Here is a 13,792-nt window from a genome sequence, read left to right as displayed (position 1 = left end):
GTTACTTACGTACTTTAATTTTAGCTCAGCTGGCACTCTACCGTCAAGAGTGCTAGCTAGACGTTTCTCCCCTGCAATTCACTCCTAGGTGGCGTAGGTTGTAACGACTTTTTTGACGATCGCAAATAAATTTATTACGAAAATGGTGCCGCTAGTTGGCGGTGCTAGCTTGCGGCTGAACGGTTTGCTGGGTGCCCTCGAATTGCGCGTAGGTACTGCTGCCTTGAGTCGGTTGTGGGTTTGAGCTGGTGCTCTGGGGTGAGGTACTACCGGTCGGTACAATTTGTGACAGATCACCAATGCTGTCGATGTCGAGAGGAACTGAGCCGGTAGAGTCGGATTCAGTAGACTGACTGGCCGTCTCATTAGTAGACAGCTCGACCTGATCTGGCTGCTGAAGGAGGAAAACGCTCGCCCCCACCATGACCACTAATAGAACAGCGATAGTGATAGGGTGGCTGGCTGGAGTTTTACGTCGCATGAGGTGTAGTGTAGCGAGCATTTTCGAACGATGCAAATTATGTCCTTTTTGTTTATTTTTCACATTTAGCAGTAGAATAGAGTTAATGATCGATTATTTTTACTATCAACCTGATGATAAATCTCCGGAGGAGAGCCATAAGCCAACTCGTCGTGAACGCAGAAAGGCGCGTCATAGTGAGAAGCCCAAACACCATCACTTACTTAAACTCGTTCTAGCAGCAGTTGCAGTTATTATTCTAGCGGCCGCCCTCTTAATCGCTGCTGGCTATTGGTATGTACGAGTTATCCCGTTGGCTAATCACGCCGGGAGGACGAATCTACTAGTTCTAGGCGTGGATGAGGCGGCAAAGCTGAGCGATACGATAATGCTGATTAGCATCGATCACTCAGATAGCGAGCGTCCAAAGATGGCCATAGTCGGTATCCCTCGAGATCTGTACGTCTCTATCCCTGGGTTTGATTCAGCTAAGATCAATGCCGCTCACGCCTACGGAGAAAATTACGATTATCGCGGTGGTGGACCAGCGCTGACGGCCGCTACGATTGAGGAGCACTTTGACATTCCGATCCACTACCATCTAGCTCTTGACTTCGAAGGTTTTGAGAAAATAATCGATGCGGTCGGAGGGATCACGGTCGAAGTCGAACAGCTGTTGGAGGATCCTTTCTATCCAGCCCCCGGCTATAACGGTTATGAACCGTTAGTTATCGAGGCGGGAGAACACCACTTTGATGGACAAACTGCTCTGCGCTATGCTCGTTCGCGTCAGACGACGACCAGTGACTTTGATCGCGCTCACCGCCAGCAGCAGGTCGTGGTGGCACTGCAGACGGAGATCATGCGTCGAGAAGTACTAACTGACTTTTCGACTATACGATCATTATTAGCGGTCTTTGAAGCACACGTTACGACCAACTTAACACGACTAGAGATGTTCAAGCTGGCTAATCTGGCCCGCCAACTTGATGCTGAGACTCCAAGCCAGTATGTGATCGACACTTCAAATCTGTTAGTACCGGTTCAAAATGAAGCTGGGTCTTCTCTGGTACCACGAAGTGGCGGTTTTAGTGAGATTCAACAGTTCATAGATAATATTTTCGACCAAACCGAGGTCGAAGAGTTTAGCCGGTAGATTAGGTTGGAGTTTGTAGCTCGAAATCGTGCCCCGAAACTGGCAGTCTATCTAGCTGCCGGCAGTTTAGCGCTGTCGGGCTGTAGTAGTGGAGCTGGCTCTGCTCAGCCGGAAGCCGTGCCTGATTTTCCTGGTTGTGAACTGCCAGATGTGAAGTCGGAGCTAGAGATACCGAATCATAACTCGCGTAACCCACTTCAGCATGAGGATTTAACTCAAGTTAATTTGAACGAGACCCTAGATCAACTGAGTAGCTTCTCCGAGATTGAGTCGAGGTATATGGAGGATAGCGGGATAACCGTGCGGATTTATTCCGAAGGAGACCTACTGATCGATAGCGATGGCCTGGAGCGGCTTTTACTCGCTGCTTTCGAGGCTCCATATGAGATCCCCCGTCTCAGTGCCACTATGGAGTGTCTCCGAGAGCGTCTCAGTGCAGGCGAGTTTGCCGGTCACGAGATACCGATTTTAATTAGTAGTGATCCGCGCAAATGCATCAATGGTTTGCAGCTATCACGCCGCGCTGTAAATGAGATGGGCGCCCGCTCTAGCTGTCACGCTAGTGGAGGCTCAGTGCCATGGCGAATTAAGGAGTTATCGTGGCTCCAGGACATTATCGAGCTGCAGCCGCGTATCCATCCGATTGTAATCGCGCCGGGGTCTACTGCTTTGAGTGACTATCCGACGCATGCTGAGGCTGGGGTGTTGGATGTAGAGCAGGTACCTCCACCTTATATTAGGAACCCGAACTGGATATTAAACTCTACAATCGTGCATGAATTCACTCATACCCTACGTTGGGCGGCGGAGGCCGAGTACAGTCTTACTCAGCCTAATGTCGAAGAGGATCTCGTAAAACATATAACCAGTCGCACGATGACGTATTTAAACTCACTCGAAGATTTTCTGCTCCCAGTCCGCTACAGCTGCGAGGCGCTGCGTGACTGGGAGGGACAGTGTGATCCAGCTAGTTGATGTCGAGAATGGTGTAGGTAATCTTCTTACCGTTGCCGATCTCCACTTGCTCACCGATGCGCTTGCCTAGCAGTGAGCTACCAGCCGGGGATTTATAGGAGATTAGACCTATACTCGGATTGGCTTCCGGTGAGTCGACTAGGGTGAACTCGCGCATCTGGTCACCCCCTTTGAGCTTGACCTGACTACCGAGGGTTATGCGCAGACGTCGCGTAGGCCGCTGTATGACGCTGGAATTACGCAAGGTGGCGTTTATGTCGTGAATGGTTTCCTCGATCTGTAGTTTCTGGTCCCAGATCGTAGAGAAACTACCATTCTCTACGCGTTTGCCAGGCTCTTGTACGGCGTGGAGATCGTGTCCGAGTTTAGTCCGCTTACGACCGAGTTGATCGAGCCTATCTTTTAGACTTTGAAAACCGGTCTGCGTAATGAATGTAGGGCCGGGGTGATACATAACTTCTACTCCTATCATTAATTTTACGATACAGTAGCCGGAGTTGATCTCTATGGTTGGCATAGAGCGGCCGTTCGCGCTCGGCCATTAAGCGTAGGGGTACCGACGTCGCCCTACGGTCTAGTTTATTTAAGGCAATACGCATATATTGCACCTCCTTATTTACTTTTCTACCTCACCCGTTTCACGTGTGGCTATGACATCACATGTGTTTCGGAATTAAACTATATCGCATAGCTGAGGGGGTATCAGTGATGTTTATCACGTCATCAGCTATACTGATAAGTATCCTAGTGAGAAAGAGTAACCTTTATGCTCGAGCAGTCTCAGCCTCAACTCATAGCCTCTTTCTTTCAGACCGGCACACGTACTCAGTTTGATAAGGAAGAAATCATTTATGATTCTAAAAAAAACGGTAGCCCAGTGTTTATGTTGGAGAGCGGCTACGTTAAGTCTTACGCTATAACAAGTGAGGGAAACTATAATGTGCTTTGTATCTACGGTCCAGGCTCGATCTTTCCGTTAGCTCCAACGCTACGGGCTAATCTAGGTCGTTCGCCCTACCATCTCCGTGAGATGGTATATTTCGAGGCAATCGTGGCGGTGGAGGTCTATGTTCAGTCGGCAGATAAGCTGATGAAATATCTCGAGCGACACCCTGAAGGGTATCGCGAGCTAGTGGTCAGTTTGATTAATAATTACGAACTTTACCTGAGTCGGGTGGAAGCCTCGCCACTTAAACACGCCCGGCAGAGGCTAGCCTATCATCTCCTAGTCCTGGCTGAGCGGTTCTCTAGTGAGCTCTATGATCAGATAATCATCGAATTACCCCTAACCCATCAGGACTTAGCCGATAGCTTAGGTATGGCTCGGGAGACGATATCCCGGGAGTTGGAGTGGCTCAGAAGAGAGGATATTGTGAACGCCAAAGACAAACACCTCATCATAAAAGATCAAGCTCAGCTGCGCCGTATCATTAATCCTAAGCCGGAACTGCGTGATAGCTAGTCAACGGTCATTTCGGGAGTTTACGCTTTTTTAGCTTCTTCGTTTAACCGGTCGGCTTCCTCTTCTAGGCGCTTTTTCTCAGCGTTTAATTCATCCACCTCTGCCGCTAGTTCCTCGGCTTCGTTTTTAGCTTCCTGAGCTTCCTCACGCTGATAGTTGGCTGCCTGTATATCGGAGCTATCCTGCATTCCTAGGATATGCCCAGCCGCACCAGCTTTATGGCGGTTGGCCTCTCTCTCTAGGCTTCTGACCCGCTGTTCTTTCTTAACCTTTTCGCGCTCTAAGCGTTTGGCGTTGTCTCGTCGATCAGCTGCTTGACGAGCAATTTGTGAATCTGTCATTGCGGCCTCCTTGCTACTCTAATTTGCCTATCTTCATTATACCAATGTGCTGAGACTAGTGTCTGCGCCGGCGCTTAAATAAGAAGCGGAGGTGGGGTATGGCTAGGCTTCGGCTGATTGTCCCGTAAATACGGAAAATTCGGACTAAGCGGAAAACTCGCAGTGAGCTGAAGACGTACTCACTTACCGGAATTGAGGCTAGTAGCAGAAACCAGTCGGACTTTAGGTATAGCCGTCGATCGGGTGTAATGAGTAGTCCTAAAAAGAAGTCTGCCAGAAATATCCAAGCGATAGCCATGTTGATTTGGCCGAAAGCTTGTATGGTCGTGGACGATACTGGGAGCACGAACTCGCCAAGTAGTAGTGCGATGCTGATGATAACTAGTATGACGAATACAGCTTCAAACAGTATTGAGTTACGTATGGCGATGAGCTGCTCTTTTAGCTGTTGAGTTAAGTAGTTCATATACTTAAACATAACTATAGCAGCTATTGACTCCACCCCACTCTACTGTGACGAGGTGGGGTGAGCCAGTTTACTGTGAGATGAAGGTCAGGGCCTCGCCTCGTTTACCGGCGCGACCAGTACGCCCGATACGGTGGATGTAGTCGTCGTAAGTATGGGGCTGGTCAAAGTTAATGACATGGCTGACGTTAGGTATATCGAGCCCACGAGCAGCGACGTCGGTCGCGACTAGGATGTCTACGTGACCGTCCTTGAAGGCTTTCAGAGCTCGTTGACGCTGGGACTGGGTCTTATTACCGTGTATGGCCTGGGCTGGCGTACCTTGCTGGCTGAGAGTATCGGCTAGACGCTGTACGCCGAACTTAGTCTGACCAAAGACTAGTACTTTCTCAAAATGCGGTTGAGCTAGGAGATTAGTCAGTACCTCTAGCTTGTGTTCTTTAGAAGTAGTCCGAACGATATCTTGGGCTACTTGCCGGCTGGTATCACCGGTACGAACTGAGACTGAGACCGGATCGTTCATCATCCGATCCATTAGGTCCTTGATGGTTGGCGTAATAGTCGCGCTGAAGCACAGCGATTGACGTTTGGTCGGTAAGCGGTCAAGTAAGAACCTGATGTCGGGTAGGAAGCCCATATCTAGCATGCGGTCGGCCTCATCGAGGACCAGGATACCGGTAGAGTCTAGATGTAGCTTACGTTGCTGTAGCAAGTCTTTCAGTCGACCGGGAGTGCCGATTACGACCTGGGGACGGCGTTGTAAGGCCCGAATTTGAGGGTCGATACGCATACCGCCGACACAGACGACCGAGTATAGGTTGAGTCCTTGAGAGAAACTGCGAAACTCTTCATCAATTTGCCCGGCTAACTCGCGAGTTGGTGCGATAATGAGCACTTGACCATCGGCTTGGCCAGTCTTCAGGCGGTGAATAATCGGTAGCACAAAGGCGGCGGTCTTACCGGTGCCAGTGTTGGCGATGCCTATCACGTCCTGACCATCCATAGCGGGCAGAATCGCCTCATCTTGGATAGCTGTTGGTGAGCTGTAGCCACGTTTTTGCAAGGTCTGCTCAAGGGCCGGGAACAGTCCGAAGTCACTAAAGCTATGAGTGGCTGTAAAGACTGGTTGATCGGCTACTGGCATCTTATTAACGAATTTATCCGGATGGATATATTGGCCTTGGTTGCCACGGCCTTTTTGGGGCGCACGACGACGGTTGCCGCCTCCGCCACTGCGATTGCGTTGATTCCCGCCGCGATAACGTGTACCACCACGAGAAGTTGAATTGTATTGCATAGATGTAACCTCTTTCTAAACTTGCTGACGAACAGCGAGTTTAGATCGAAGTCTCGTATTCATCTTGAAAGTTCTAAATTAAAATAGTGCCTGCACCTGTTTGGGCAGTTGGCACAGTTTACAACTATACACTATCTGTCCTTAATGCGCCAGACCGCTAGCACACTGGCTGAAACGGTCCGGCTATCTACTGCGGCTACCTATTCGACCGAGGCGCGGCGTTTAGTGACTTGGTTATAGATGAAGACTACCAATGCTACCACTAGTAGTAGATGGATTAAGCCGCCGGCAACTTCGAATAAAAGTCCGAACAGCCAGAGGGCTAGTAGGATGACGATGATTGTATATAACATGTGGGTATCTCCTTTATTTACTACTATTTATAGTAGCATTATTGGCTTTAAGAAGCAAATAAATTTACATTATCTGTGATGTAGATCACACGTAGCTACCCCGCTGGGTCTGGGCCTACTGTTCGCATCTTATGGTTTAGCCCTCAAAATTAACCCCGAATGCTGTTATACTACGCGGATATGTCAAATAATATTCGTAACATCGCCGTCATAGCTCACGTCGACCATGGCAAGACCACTTTGGTCGATAGTTTTCTCAAGCAGAGTAATCTGTTCCGGGATAATCAGGCCGAAATGAGTCAAGAGCTGCTAATGGACTCTAACGACCAAGAGCGGGAGCGTGGTATCACTATTACTGCTAAGATCACCGCTATCGAGTATGCTGAGCATCGCATCAACATCATCGATACACCTGGTCACGCCGACTTTAGCGGTGAGGTCGAGCGTATTTTGCATATGGCCGACGGCTGCTTACTAATAGTTGATGCCCAGGAAGGCCCGATGCCCCAGACCAAGTTCGTCCTATCTAAGGCTCTAGCGGCCGGCCTGGTGCCGATCGTGATCATTAATAAGATTGATAAGCCAGGAGCTCGTATCGCGGAAGTTGAGAGCGAGCTAGCCGATCTCTTCTTGGATCTAGCGACGATCGAATCACAACTACAGTACTCGATTTATTACGCTGTAGCGCGAGATGGTAAGGCTTGGGACACTATGCCGGTAGACTTTAATTCGGAAACTACTATTACCCCCGTATTAGATGCCATTATCGAGCAGGTGCCGGCACCACAGCCTACCCCGGGTGAAGGTTTACAGTTATTGGTCACTTCCCTAGCTTGGGACAACTATGAAGGGAAATATGCTATCGGCCGCATCGGTCGGGGCAGCGTGGTGCCTGGAAAGAAAGTGGCGCTAGCTACTCCAGACGGCATCACCTCTACCGGAAAAGTAGATAAGATTTATACTTATCGAGGCCTAGCCCGGGTGGAAGCTCAGCGTGCCGAGCAAGGTGATATCATCGCGCTCAGTGGCCTGAGTGAAGCACAGATTGGTCAGACCATAGTTGACCCTGAGCATCCGGATGCTCTACCGGTTATTAAGCTGGAAGACCCAACCCTAAGTATATATTTGGGTCCCAACACTTCTCCATTAAAGGGTAAGGAAGGCGACTTCACCACCTCACGGCAGATCGCCGAGCGGTTAGAGAAAGAATTAGAGACCAATATCGGTTTCCAACTCGAACCGGAAGCGATCGGTTTTATCGTTAGCGGCCGGGGTGAGCTCCACCTAAGTGTCTTAATTGAGACGATGCGCCGAGAAGGCTTTGAGTTTGAGGTCGGTCAGCCGCGAGTGGTTTATCGTCAGGAGAACGGTCAGACCTTAGAGCCATTTGAAGAGGTCGCGATCGAAGTACCGGCCGAGTATACCGGTACTGTCCAGAGTGAAATGGGCAAGCGGCGGGCAGTAGCTATCTCTCAGTCTAACCTTAGCTCCGGAGATGCACGCCTAATTTATGAGATGCCGACCCGTACCTACCTCGGCTTACGTAATATCTTGGTGACTCAGACTAAGGGTACGGTGGTTATGAACAGTATGCTAAAAGGCTATCAACCAAAAGGCCCTGATCTCGATCAGCAACGCAGCGGCGCCTTAATCGCCTTTGACAGCGCTGTGACTACTCCCTACGCACTACAGTCGGTTGAGGCTCGCGGCACCCTCTTCGTCGGTCCGGGCGAGAAAGTATATAGCGGCCAGATAGTCGGACTAAACAGCCGGAGTGAGGACTTAGACGTTAGCGTTACTAAGGAGAAGCACTTAACCAATATGCGGAGTAAGAGCAGTGATGGCACAGTGCAGCTAACCCCGGCTACTCGTTTTAGCCTAGAGCAGTCACTTGATTTTCTGGAAGATGATGAGCTAATGGAAGTGACTCCGAAGAGTATTCGGTTGCGTAAACGCGAGCTTGATCGCAACTTACGTAACAAGAAGCGTTAAAGGTCTACTTAGGCTTGAGTCTGGCCGGAGCTGGGATTCTGACCCTGTCCGCCATTTCCAGGCGGGCTATCATCTTCATCTGGATCATCACCGTCATCTGGTTGCCCAGTATCATCATCCCCACCGTTATCTTGCCCGGTACCGGTATCATCTTCCGGTGGTCCTGTCTCTGGCTCATCCGGTGTCGTATCTTCTTCTTCGACTTCGTCGGCAGGGGGTTCTTCCTCCTCCGGTTCCGGTTCGGGCGCTGCGCAGCCGAATCTAGGTAGCGTGCCACGTAGGAAGTATTCGCGGTAGGCCCCGGCAAAAGCCTCACTAGCGCGTAGACCGTTCCCGTAACAAATTAAGGCAGAAGTGATACTACTTGGTTGGGTAAACTCCCCAGCCGGCATATCAGTCGTAATAGTCTGCATCACACTGCGCCAGATCGGGGCGGCTCCGGTAGAACCACCGATTGCACTCATCGGACGATTATCGTTGTTCCCCACCCAGACTCCAACGGCAATTTCCGGAGTGTAGCCGAGTGTTAATGCATCTCGGTTGTCTTCTGTCGTGCCGGTCTTGACCGCTGCCGTGCGACCGATTGATAGACTGCTACCAAAGGTTTCTGCTCGGGCCGATTCGTCCGAAAGAATAGAGGAGATCAAGTATGCCGCTCCAGCATCGAGCACGCGACTACCTTGATTGTTAAAACGGAAGATTGTTTCGCCATATTTATTATCGATTTCCTCTATAAGTACCGTCTCATGCTGCATGCCGCTAGCTGCGAAGGCTGCGTAGGCGTTAGTCATATCTATTAAGGGTACCTCAGCCGTACCGAGGGCTAGCGAGAGACCGTAATCGGTTGATGTATCGATAGTATCGAGTCCTAGGCGTTGAGCAGCGGCAATCGACTCGCTCACTCCCAGCTGCTCCATCACTTTGATGGCCGGTATATTAAGTGAGTTGGCCAAAGCTCGGCGCACGGTAACATCACCGCGATAACTTAGGTCGAAGTTCTCTGGCTCGTAGCTGTTTCCGAACGTTGTCGGGACATCTTCTAAGATAGTGGCCGGGGTGATCTGTTTCTCGGCTAGCGCTTCGGCATAGTAAATCGGTTTAAAGCTGGAACCGGGTTGACGCGGTACGGTAGCCATATTGACTCGGCCAAACTCTTCGTTACTCCAGTCGCTACTCCCTACTAAGCTGCGAATAGCCCCATTTTCCGGATCGATAGCTACGACCGCGCCGTTATCGACTTCAGCGTACTGCAGTTGAGCTAGATGCTGCGTGACGGCGGTTTCAGCAGACTGCTGCCACTGCAAATCTAGGGTGGTGGTGACTAAGAAACCGGAGCGGGCCACCCTCTCTTCGCCGTAGCGCTCTTCCAACTCATCGATAACCATCTCGGCGAAGTGAATGGCGTACTGTTCGCCCACTACTTCGATAGACTGGAATTCGAGTTGCTCTGCTAAGGTAGCGGTGACTGCGCTTTCTTCGATGTAACCGACTTCAGCCATGCTATCCAATACCACTTCCTGACGTTCGCGCGCCTGCTCAAGATTCCCGGTAATGGGCGACCAAGCCGAAGGGGCTGGTAGAATACCGATTAAGATACTGCTTTCAGCTAAAGTAAGCTCTGTGGCGGGCTTGGCAAAATAGGTCTGGGCGGCATCTTCGATACCGAAAGCTCCCTCACCGAAATAAACAGAGTTGAGATAGAGTTCTAGAATTTTATCTTTCTCATAGTGACGTTCGATGGCGATGGCTAAGGACAGCTCCTGGTACTTGCGCAGATAGTTTTTGTCATTAGTTAGGAGGGCGTTCTTGGCCAGTTGCTGGGTGATGGTAGAGCCGCCGAATTTAGTGGCATCACGATTAAGTACATTGCCGTAAAGGGCCGCTACGATGCCACGCACTGAGTAGCCACCATGCTCATAGAAGTTACGGTCTTCGGTAGCGATTAGGGCCTCAACTAGCTGCTGGGGCAACTGCTCCAAGGGTACTCGTTCTGTTTCGGTGGCATTAGCGTTAAATGCGCGGTAAAACTCTTCACCATGTCGATCTAGGAGGATAACTCCAGTACTGTTACGGTTCATCAGACGTTCTTCGTTAGCGATGTCACGCACGAAATAGGCGTAAGTTAGGAGTGGAACTATGATCAGAAAGGCTAGACCAGAGCCGACGATGATACCTACTTTCTTCCGCAAGGAATAGCTAGAGAAGCGGCGGTAGCCGCGCATGAAGAAGTTACGCAGACGGTAATACGTTCTAATAAGCAAAACAGTCCTACCTTAATCGCAATTAATTTTCACTAATCAGTCTAGTTATTATAGCATTTCAGGGCCTTTAATCAGGATGGAGGGCTTAGAACTTCTTCCGAATATGGGCGCTAGAGTATTCCCAAGTAGCATCGGTCTTTTTGTGTGGATTAAAGATGTTCTGCGGATCGAATATCTGCTTGACCTGCTTGAGGATGCCATACATCTCTGTACCGTACATTTCTTCTAGCCATGGGCCGCGTACTAAACCGTCGTTATGCTCACCAGAAAGAGAGCCGCCGTATTTTAGAACTAGTTCGTTTACCTCACGCATTGCCGGCTCCAGTTTGTCCCGCTCCGATTGTTTCTCGATCTCCATCAGTGGGATGATATGGAAGTTGCCGTCACCCATGTGGCCGGCGATCGTAGCTAGTAACTTGTACTTATTAATAATCGCACGTACTTCGGGTAGAAACTGCGGTAAGTGTTCTGGGGGAACGACTAGGTCGTCGATGAACGGGGCGGTGTGCTTATTCTTCACCTTGCTTCTTAGTAAGTTAAAACTTTCCCGGCGCATAATCCAGAACTTACGCGCTTTAGCTTCAGTCTCATCCTCCTCGAATAAGGCGTCGTGTCCGTAAGGCTTGAGTGCAGTATGCATAGCGGATACTTTGTCGGCCACCTCTTCGGGTGTAGCGCCATTAAACTCAACTAAGAGCACCATTTTCGGGATGCCGCGTAAGAGTTTGATCGCATCGGGGATTAACTGTATGCCAAGCTTGATCATCCCCCACCAGCCTAGATTCTTCCGGAAGTAAAAGAAAAGCTTAAAACTAAGCATTAAAGTGTAGTTATCGAATCCTTCGAAAGTGGCCGGCGCGTGGGCTAAGACGTCGTTAATTAATTGGCCTAGATCTTTAGTTTCGCGCAGGAAAATGACTAGAGTACCAGAGTGCTGAGGTGCGATGACTAAACGAAAGCGGATGTCGGTTACTAAACCGAGCGTACCCTGGGAGCCGGTAATGAGCTGAGTGAGGTCAAATATCTCTTTGTCACGGTCCCAAACGTTCCAGAGATGATAGCCGGTCGAATCCTTGCTAACCTGGGGGCGAGCAGCCTGAATGAGGTCGTAGTTTTTATCGATTAGCTCGAATATGGCCTGGTAGAGATTGCCCTCGTAATCACCCTGAGCTATCTTAGCGTCCAGTTCCTGCCGATTTAGGGGGCGGATGTGGTATTTTTTACCATCTGCTAAGACTACCTCCAGCTCGGCGACGAAGCGCTCAGTCTTGCCGTATTGCAGCGACTTCTCCCCTCCCGCGTTGTTTGCTACCATGCCACCGACGGTACAAAGTTCGCGCGAGGCAGGATAGGAGGGCATGATTAATCCATGTTCCAGGGTTTTTGCTTCAAAGTCACGGTAGAAGGCACCGGGCTGGGTCGAGATCCGCATCTCCTCTACTTGGCCGATCTTGGTCAGGTATTTATTCATATCGACTATGATTGACTCATTCACCGCCCCACCGCTCATATCGGTACCGCCGCTCCGGGCAGTCAGAGAGAGGTTTGCATGTTCGGTCTTTTGGGCGGTGACAAATCCTATTAGAGCGGCAACATCGTCGCTGGTCTTCGGGGCTACTACCAGCTCAGGCACGATCTCAAATAGGCTGGCATCATGACTGGCTCGCTCTAAATCTGTCGTGGCAGCGCTGACATCACCTTCAACTAACTGTTCTATCTGTCGTTTTAAGTTATCCATTTGTACTCTCCAACTCCAATTATTTGTTTTCTCGCTTCATTTAGACTAGGTCAGAAATAGTTCATAGCCCTGCGCTAGTAGACCGCTTACTAGGAGTAGACCGACTAATACCATCTTAACTACGAATGGATGACGGTAGATGGTAGATAGAGTCCAGACTAGTCCCCTCTCCATAGCGAAGGAATGAAGTACGAGGTAAGCACTCAGAGCAGCTCCACAGATTAGCAGGCCATAGATGTTGAGTAGGAATAGATAAGGGTAATCTATCAGCACACTAGAGAAGGCTACGGCTAGAAAGGCCGTATACCAGGAAACGATAGATATCCCACCAGTTAGTGCAAATAGCCAGTATTTATGTCGTACACCCTCTTCTCTAAACGACTGCCCGATAGTACTCTTGAGCAAGGGAAAAACCCTGAAATGGAAGACGACGCCATTAGCTACTAGCAAGGCGAAAGCGGTCAGTTTAAGTTGAAAGAAGCTAAAGCCAAGTCGTGGTATGTCTCCTCCCTGCTGTAGTTCGAGTAACATCAAGAGGGTGCCAGAAAGAATGAGGATGGTGACGCTAGTCCAAACGATTATCGATACAGTCTTAAGGATGTTGTACTCACTTCGGGTAACCTTACCGTCCTTTACGGATCGAACGAAAATAGCATCGCTAGCCGTAGCTCCACCCACACCGAAAGCAAATCCGAGTAGGTGCAGCGCAATTAGAACTAAATGTGAATCCATGTGGCGTATTTATTTACTAAGTTATTATGCTTAATAGTGTACACTACTCAGTTGCTACAGACAATAAAAGCTTGTGTAAGCCAGTTTACGCACCCGTATCGCGGAGCTGAAAGCTGATGATATTAGCTAGCTCAAAGAGGATGAAGGCGCTGCTTCAAGCAGCCTATCGATAGTCTGCAAGATAACCTCAGTATTAAACGGTTTAGGCAGATAGGCGTCTGCACCGGCGCTTCGGGACATCTCGGCTATATCTGGATGAGCTGAAATCATAATAATCGGTATGCGTTGGGTTACGGTACTAGCTTTGAAGCGGCGAGCGATAGCACGTCCATCTTCATTACCGAGTAAAATGTCGAGGATAATTAGATCTGGAAGTCGAGGTCGCTTGGATGACTTGAGATACTTCTCGAAACTAGTTGAAACTTCTGCCTCATAACCTTCTTGTTCTAGAAACAATTCCAAGGCGCTAAGAATAGCTGCCTCATCATCTATGATTAAAATTTTGTGCGTTTTAGTCTTTCGGCTCATAACTATCTCTACTCCATAGGTGTTAAGTGTT

General features: G+C 49.6%; 14 protein-coding genes. 4 read left to right on the top strand and 10 right to left on the bottom strand.

Going from position 1 to position 13,792, the window contains the following annotated elements:
• Positions 1-151: 151 nt before the first annotated feature.
• The gene (locus WD467_00435) at positions 152-544 is read right to left on the bottom strand and encodes a hypothetical protein (protein MEX2452368.1); all 393 of its coding nucleotides are present in this window, start codon (positions 542-544) and stop codon (positions 152-154) included.
• A gap of 22 nt (positions 545-566) precedes the next feature.
• Between WD467_00435 and WD467_00430 the strand changes: the two genes are divergently transcribed.
• Positions 567-1,616, top strand: coding sequence for an LCP family protein (locus tag WD467_00430; protein ID MEX2452367.1), 1,050 nt, complete (start codon positions 567-569; stop codon positions 1,614-1,616).
• Positions 1,617-1,622: 6 nt separating this feature from the next.
• Positions 1,623-2,591, top strand: a complete 969-nt coding sequence (locus tag WD467_00425; protein ID MEX2452366.1) for a hypothetical protein — start codon at positions 1,623-1,625, stop codon at positions 2,589-2,591.
• On the opposite strand, the gene WD467_00420 is transcribed toward WD467_00425, so the two are convergent.
• Positions 2,584-3,063: a GreA/GreB family elongation factor gene (locus tag WD467_00420; protein ID MEX2452365.1), complete on the bottom strand. Its 480-nt coding sequence runs from the start codon at positions 3,061-3,063 to the stop codon at positions 2,584-2,586. The genes WD467_00425 and WD467_00420 overlap by 8 nt on opposite strands.
• Positions 3,064-3,357: 294 nt before the next feature.
• On the opposite strand from WD467_00420, the gene WD467_00415 reads away from it, so the two are divergent.
• Complete coding sequence (locus tag WD467_00415; protein ID MEX2452364.1) at positions 3,358-4,053, top strand: Crp/Fnr family transcriptional regulator; 696 nt, start codon at positions 3,358-3,360, stop codon at positions 4,051-4,053.
• 20 nt (positions 4,054-4,073) lie between these two features.
• Here WD467_00415 and WD467_00410 read toward each other — a convergent pair whose 3' ends face one another.
• The 4 genes from WD467_00410 to WD467_00395 form a co-directional block, all read right to left on the bottom strand.
• Positions 4,074-4,394, bottom strand: coding sequence for a hypothetical protein (locus WD467_00410; protein MEX2452363.1), 321 nt, complete (start codon positions 4,392-4,394; stop codon positions 4,074-4,076).
• A 55-nt stretch (positions 4,395-4,449) separates the two neighbouring features.
• On the bottom strand, positions 4,450-4,860 hold the full coding sequence (locus tag WD467_00405) for an ion transporter (GenBank protein ID MEX2452362.1): 411 nt from the start codon (positions 4,858-4,860) through the stop codon (positions 4,450-4,452).
• A gap of 70 nt (positions 4,861-4,930) precedes the next feature.
• Positions 4,931-6,157: a DEAD/DEAH box helicase gene (locus tag WD467_00400; protein MEX2452361.1), complete on the bottom strand. Its 1,227-nt coding sequence runs from the start codon at positions 6,155-6,157 to the stop codon at positions 4,931-4,933.
• 200 nt (positions 6,158-6,357) lie between these two features.
• On the bottom strand, positions 6,358-6,510 hold the full coding sequence (locus tag WD467_00395; GenBank protein MEX2452360.1) for a lmo0937 family membrane protein: 153 nt from the start codon (positions 6,508-6,510) through the stop codon (positions 6,358-6,360).
• Positions 6,511-6,690: 180 nt separating this feature from the next.
• Here WD467_00395 and typA point away from each other — a divergent pair, with 180 nt between their 5' ends.
• Positions 6,691-8,502: a translational GTPase TypA gene (typA, locus tag WD467_00390; protein ID MEX2452359.1), complete on the top strand. Its 1,812-nt coding sequence runs from the start codon at positions 6,691-6,693 to the stop codon at positions 8,500-8,502.
• An 8-nt stretch (positions 8,503-8,510) separates the two neighbouring features.
• Here the strand turns inward: typA and WD467_00385 are convergent, their stop codons facing one another.
• From WD467_00385 to WD467_00370, 4 genes are all read right to left on the bottom strand, one after another.
• On the bottom strand, positions 8,511-10,763 hold the full coding sequence (locus WD467_00385; protein ID MEX2452358.1) for a PBP1A family penicillin-binding protein: 2,253 nt from the start codon (positions 10,761-10,763) through the stop codon (positions 8,511-8,513).
• A gap of 85 nt (positions 10,764-10,848) precedes the next feature.
• The gene (locus WD467_00380; GenBank protein ID MEX2452357.1) at positions 10,849-12,501 is read right to left on the bottom strand and encodes an FAD-binding oxidoreductase; all 1,653 of its coding nucleotides are present in this window, start codon (positions 12,499-12,501) and stop codon (positions 10,849-10,851) included.
• Between the two features lie 45 nt (positions 12,502-12,546).
• On the bottom strand, positions 12,547-13,233 hold the full coding sequence (locus WD467_00375; GenBank protein ID MEX2452356.1) for a hypothetical protein: 687 nt from the start codon (positions 13,231-13,233) through the stop codon (positions 12,547-12,549).
• A gap of 126 nt (positions 13,234-13,359) precedes the next feature.
• Positions 13,360-13,761, bottom strand: coding sequence for a response regulator (locus WD467_00370; protein ID MEX2452355.1), 402 nt, complete (start codon positions 13,759-13,761; stop codon positions 13,360-13,362).
• Between the last annotated feature and the right edge of the window lie 31 nt (positions 13,762-13,792).

The sequence above is a fragment of the Candidatus Saccharimonadales bacterium genome (genome assembly GCA_040903985.1).
Classification (GTDB): Bacteria; Patescibacteriota; Saccharimonadia; order QS-5-54-17; family QS-5-54-17; genus JBBDUI01.
Note: the sequence above shows the minus strand (reverse complement) of the source record. Positions and strands in the feature narration are given on the sequence as shown.

Coding starts and splice junctions, on each gene's coding strand:
- WD467_00430 (MEX2452367.1), top strand. CDS start 567: ATGATCGATTATTTTTACTATCAACCTGATGATAAATCTCCGGAGGAG.
- WD467_00420 (MEX2452365.1), bottom strand. CDS start 3,063: ATGATAGGAGTAGAAGTTATGTATCACCCCGGCCCTACATTCATTACG.
- WD467_00415 (MEX2452364.1), top strand. CDS start 3,358: ATGCTCGAGCAGTCTCAGCCTCAACTCATAGCCTCTTTCTTTCAGACC.
- WD467_00410 (MEX2452363.1), bottom strand. CDS start 4,394: ATGACAGATTCACAAATTGCTCGTCAAGCAGCTGATCGACGAGACAAC.
- WD467_00405 (MEX2452362.1), bottom strand. CDS start 4,860: ATGAACTACTTAACTCAACAGCTAAAAGAGCAGCTCATCGCCATACGT.
- WD467_00400 (MEX2452361.1), bottom strand. CDS start 6,157: ATGCAATACAATTCAACTTCTCGTGGTGGTACACGTTATCGCGGCGGG.
- WD467_00395 (MEX2452360.1), bottom strand. CDS start 6,510: ATGTTATATACAATCATCGTCATCCTACTAGCCCTCTGGCTGTTCGGA.
- typA (MEX2452359.1), top strand. CDS start 6,691: ATGTCAAATAATATTCGTAACATCGCCGTCATAGCTCACGTCGACCAT.
- WD467_00380 (MEX2452357.1), bottom strand. CDS start 12,501: ATGGATAACTTAAAACGACAGATAGAACAGTTAGTTGAAGGTGATGTC.
- WD467_00375 (MEX2452356.1), bottom strand. CDS start 13,233: ATGGATTCACATTTAGTTCTAATTGCGCTGCACCTACTCGGATTTGCT.
- WD467_00370 (MEX2452355.1), bottom strand. CDS start 13,761: ATGAGCCGAAAGACTAAAACGCACAAAATTTTAATCATAGATGATGAG.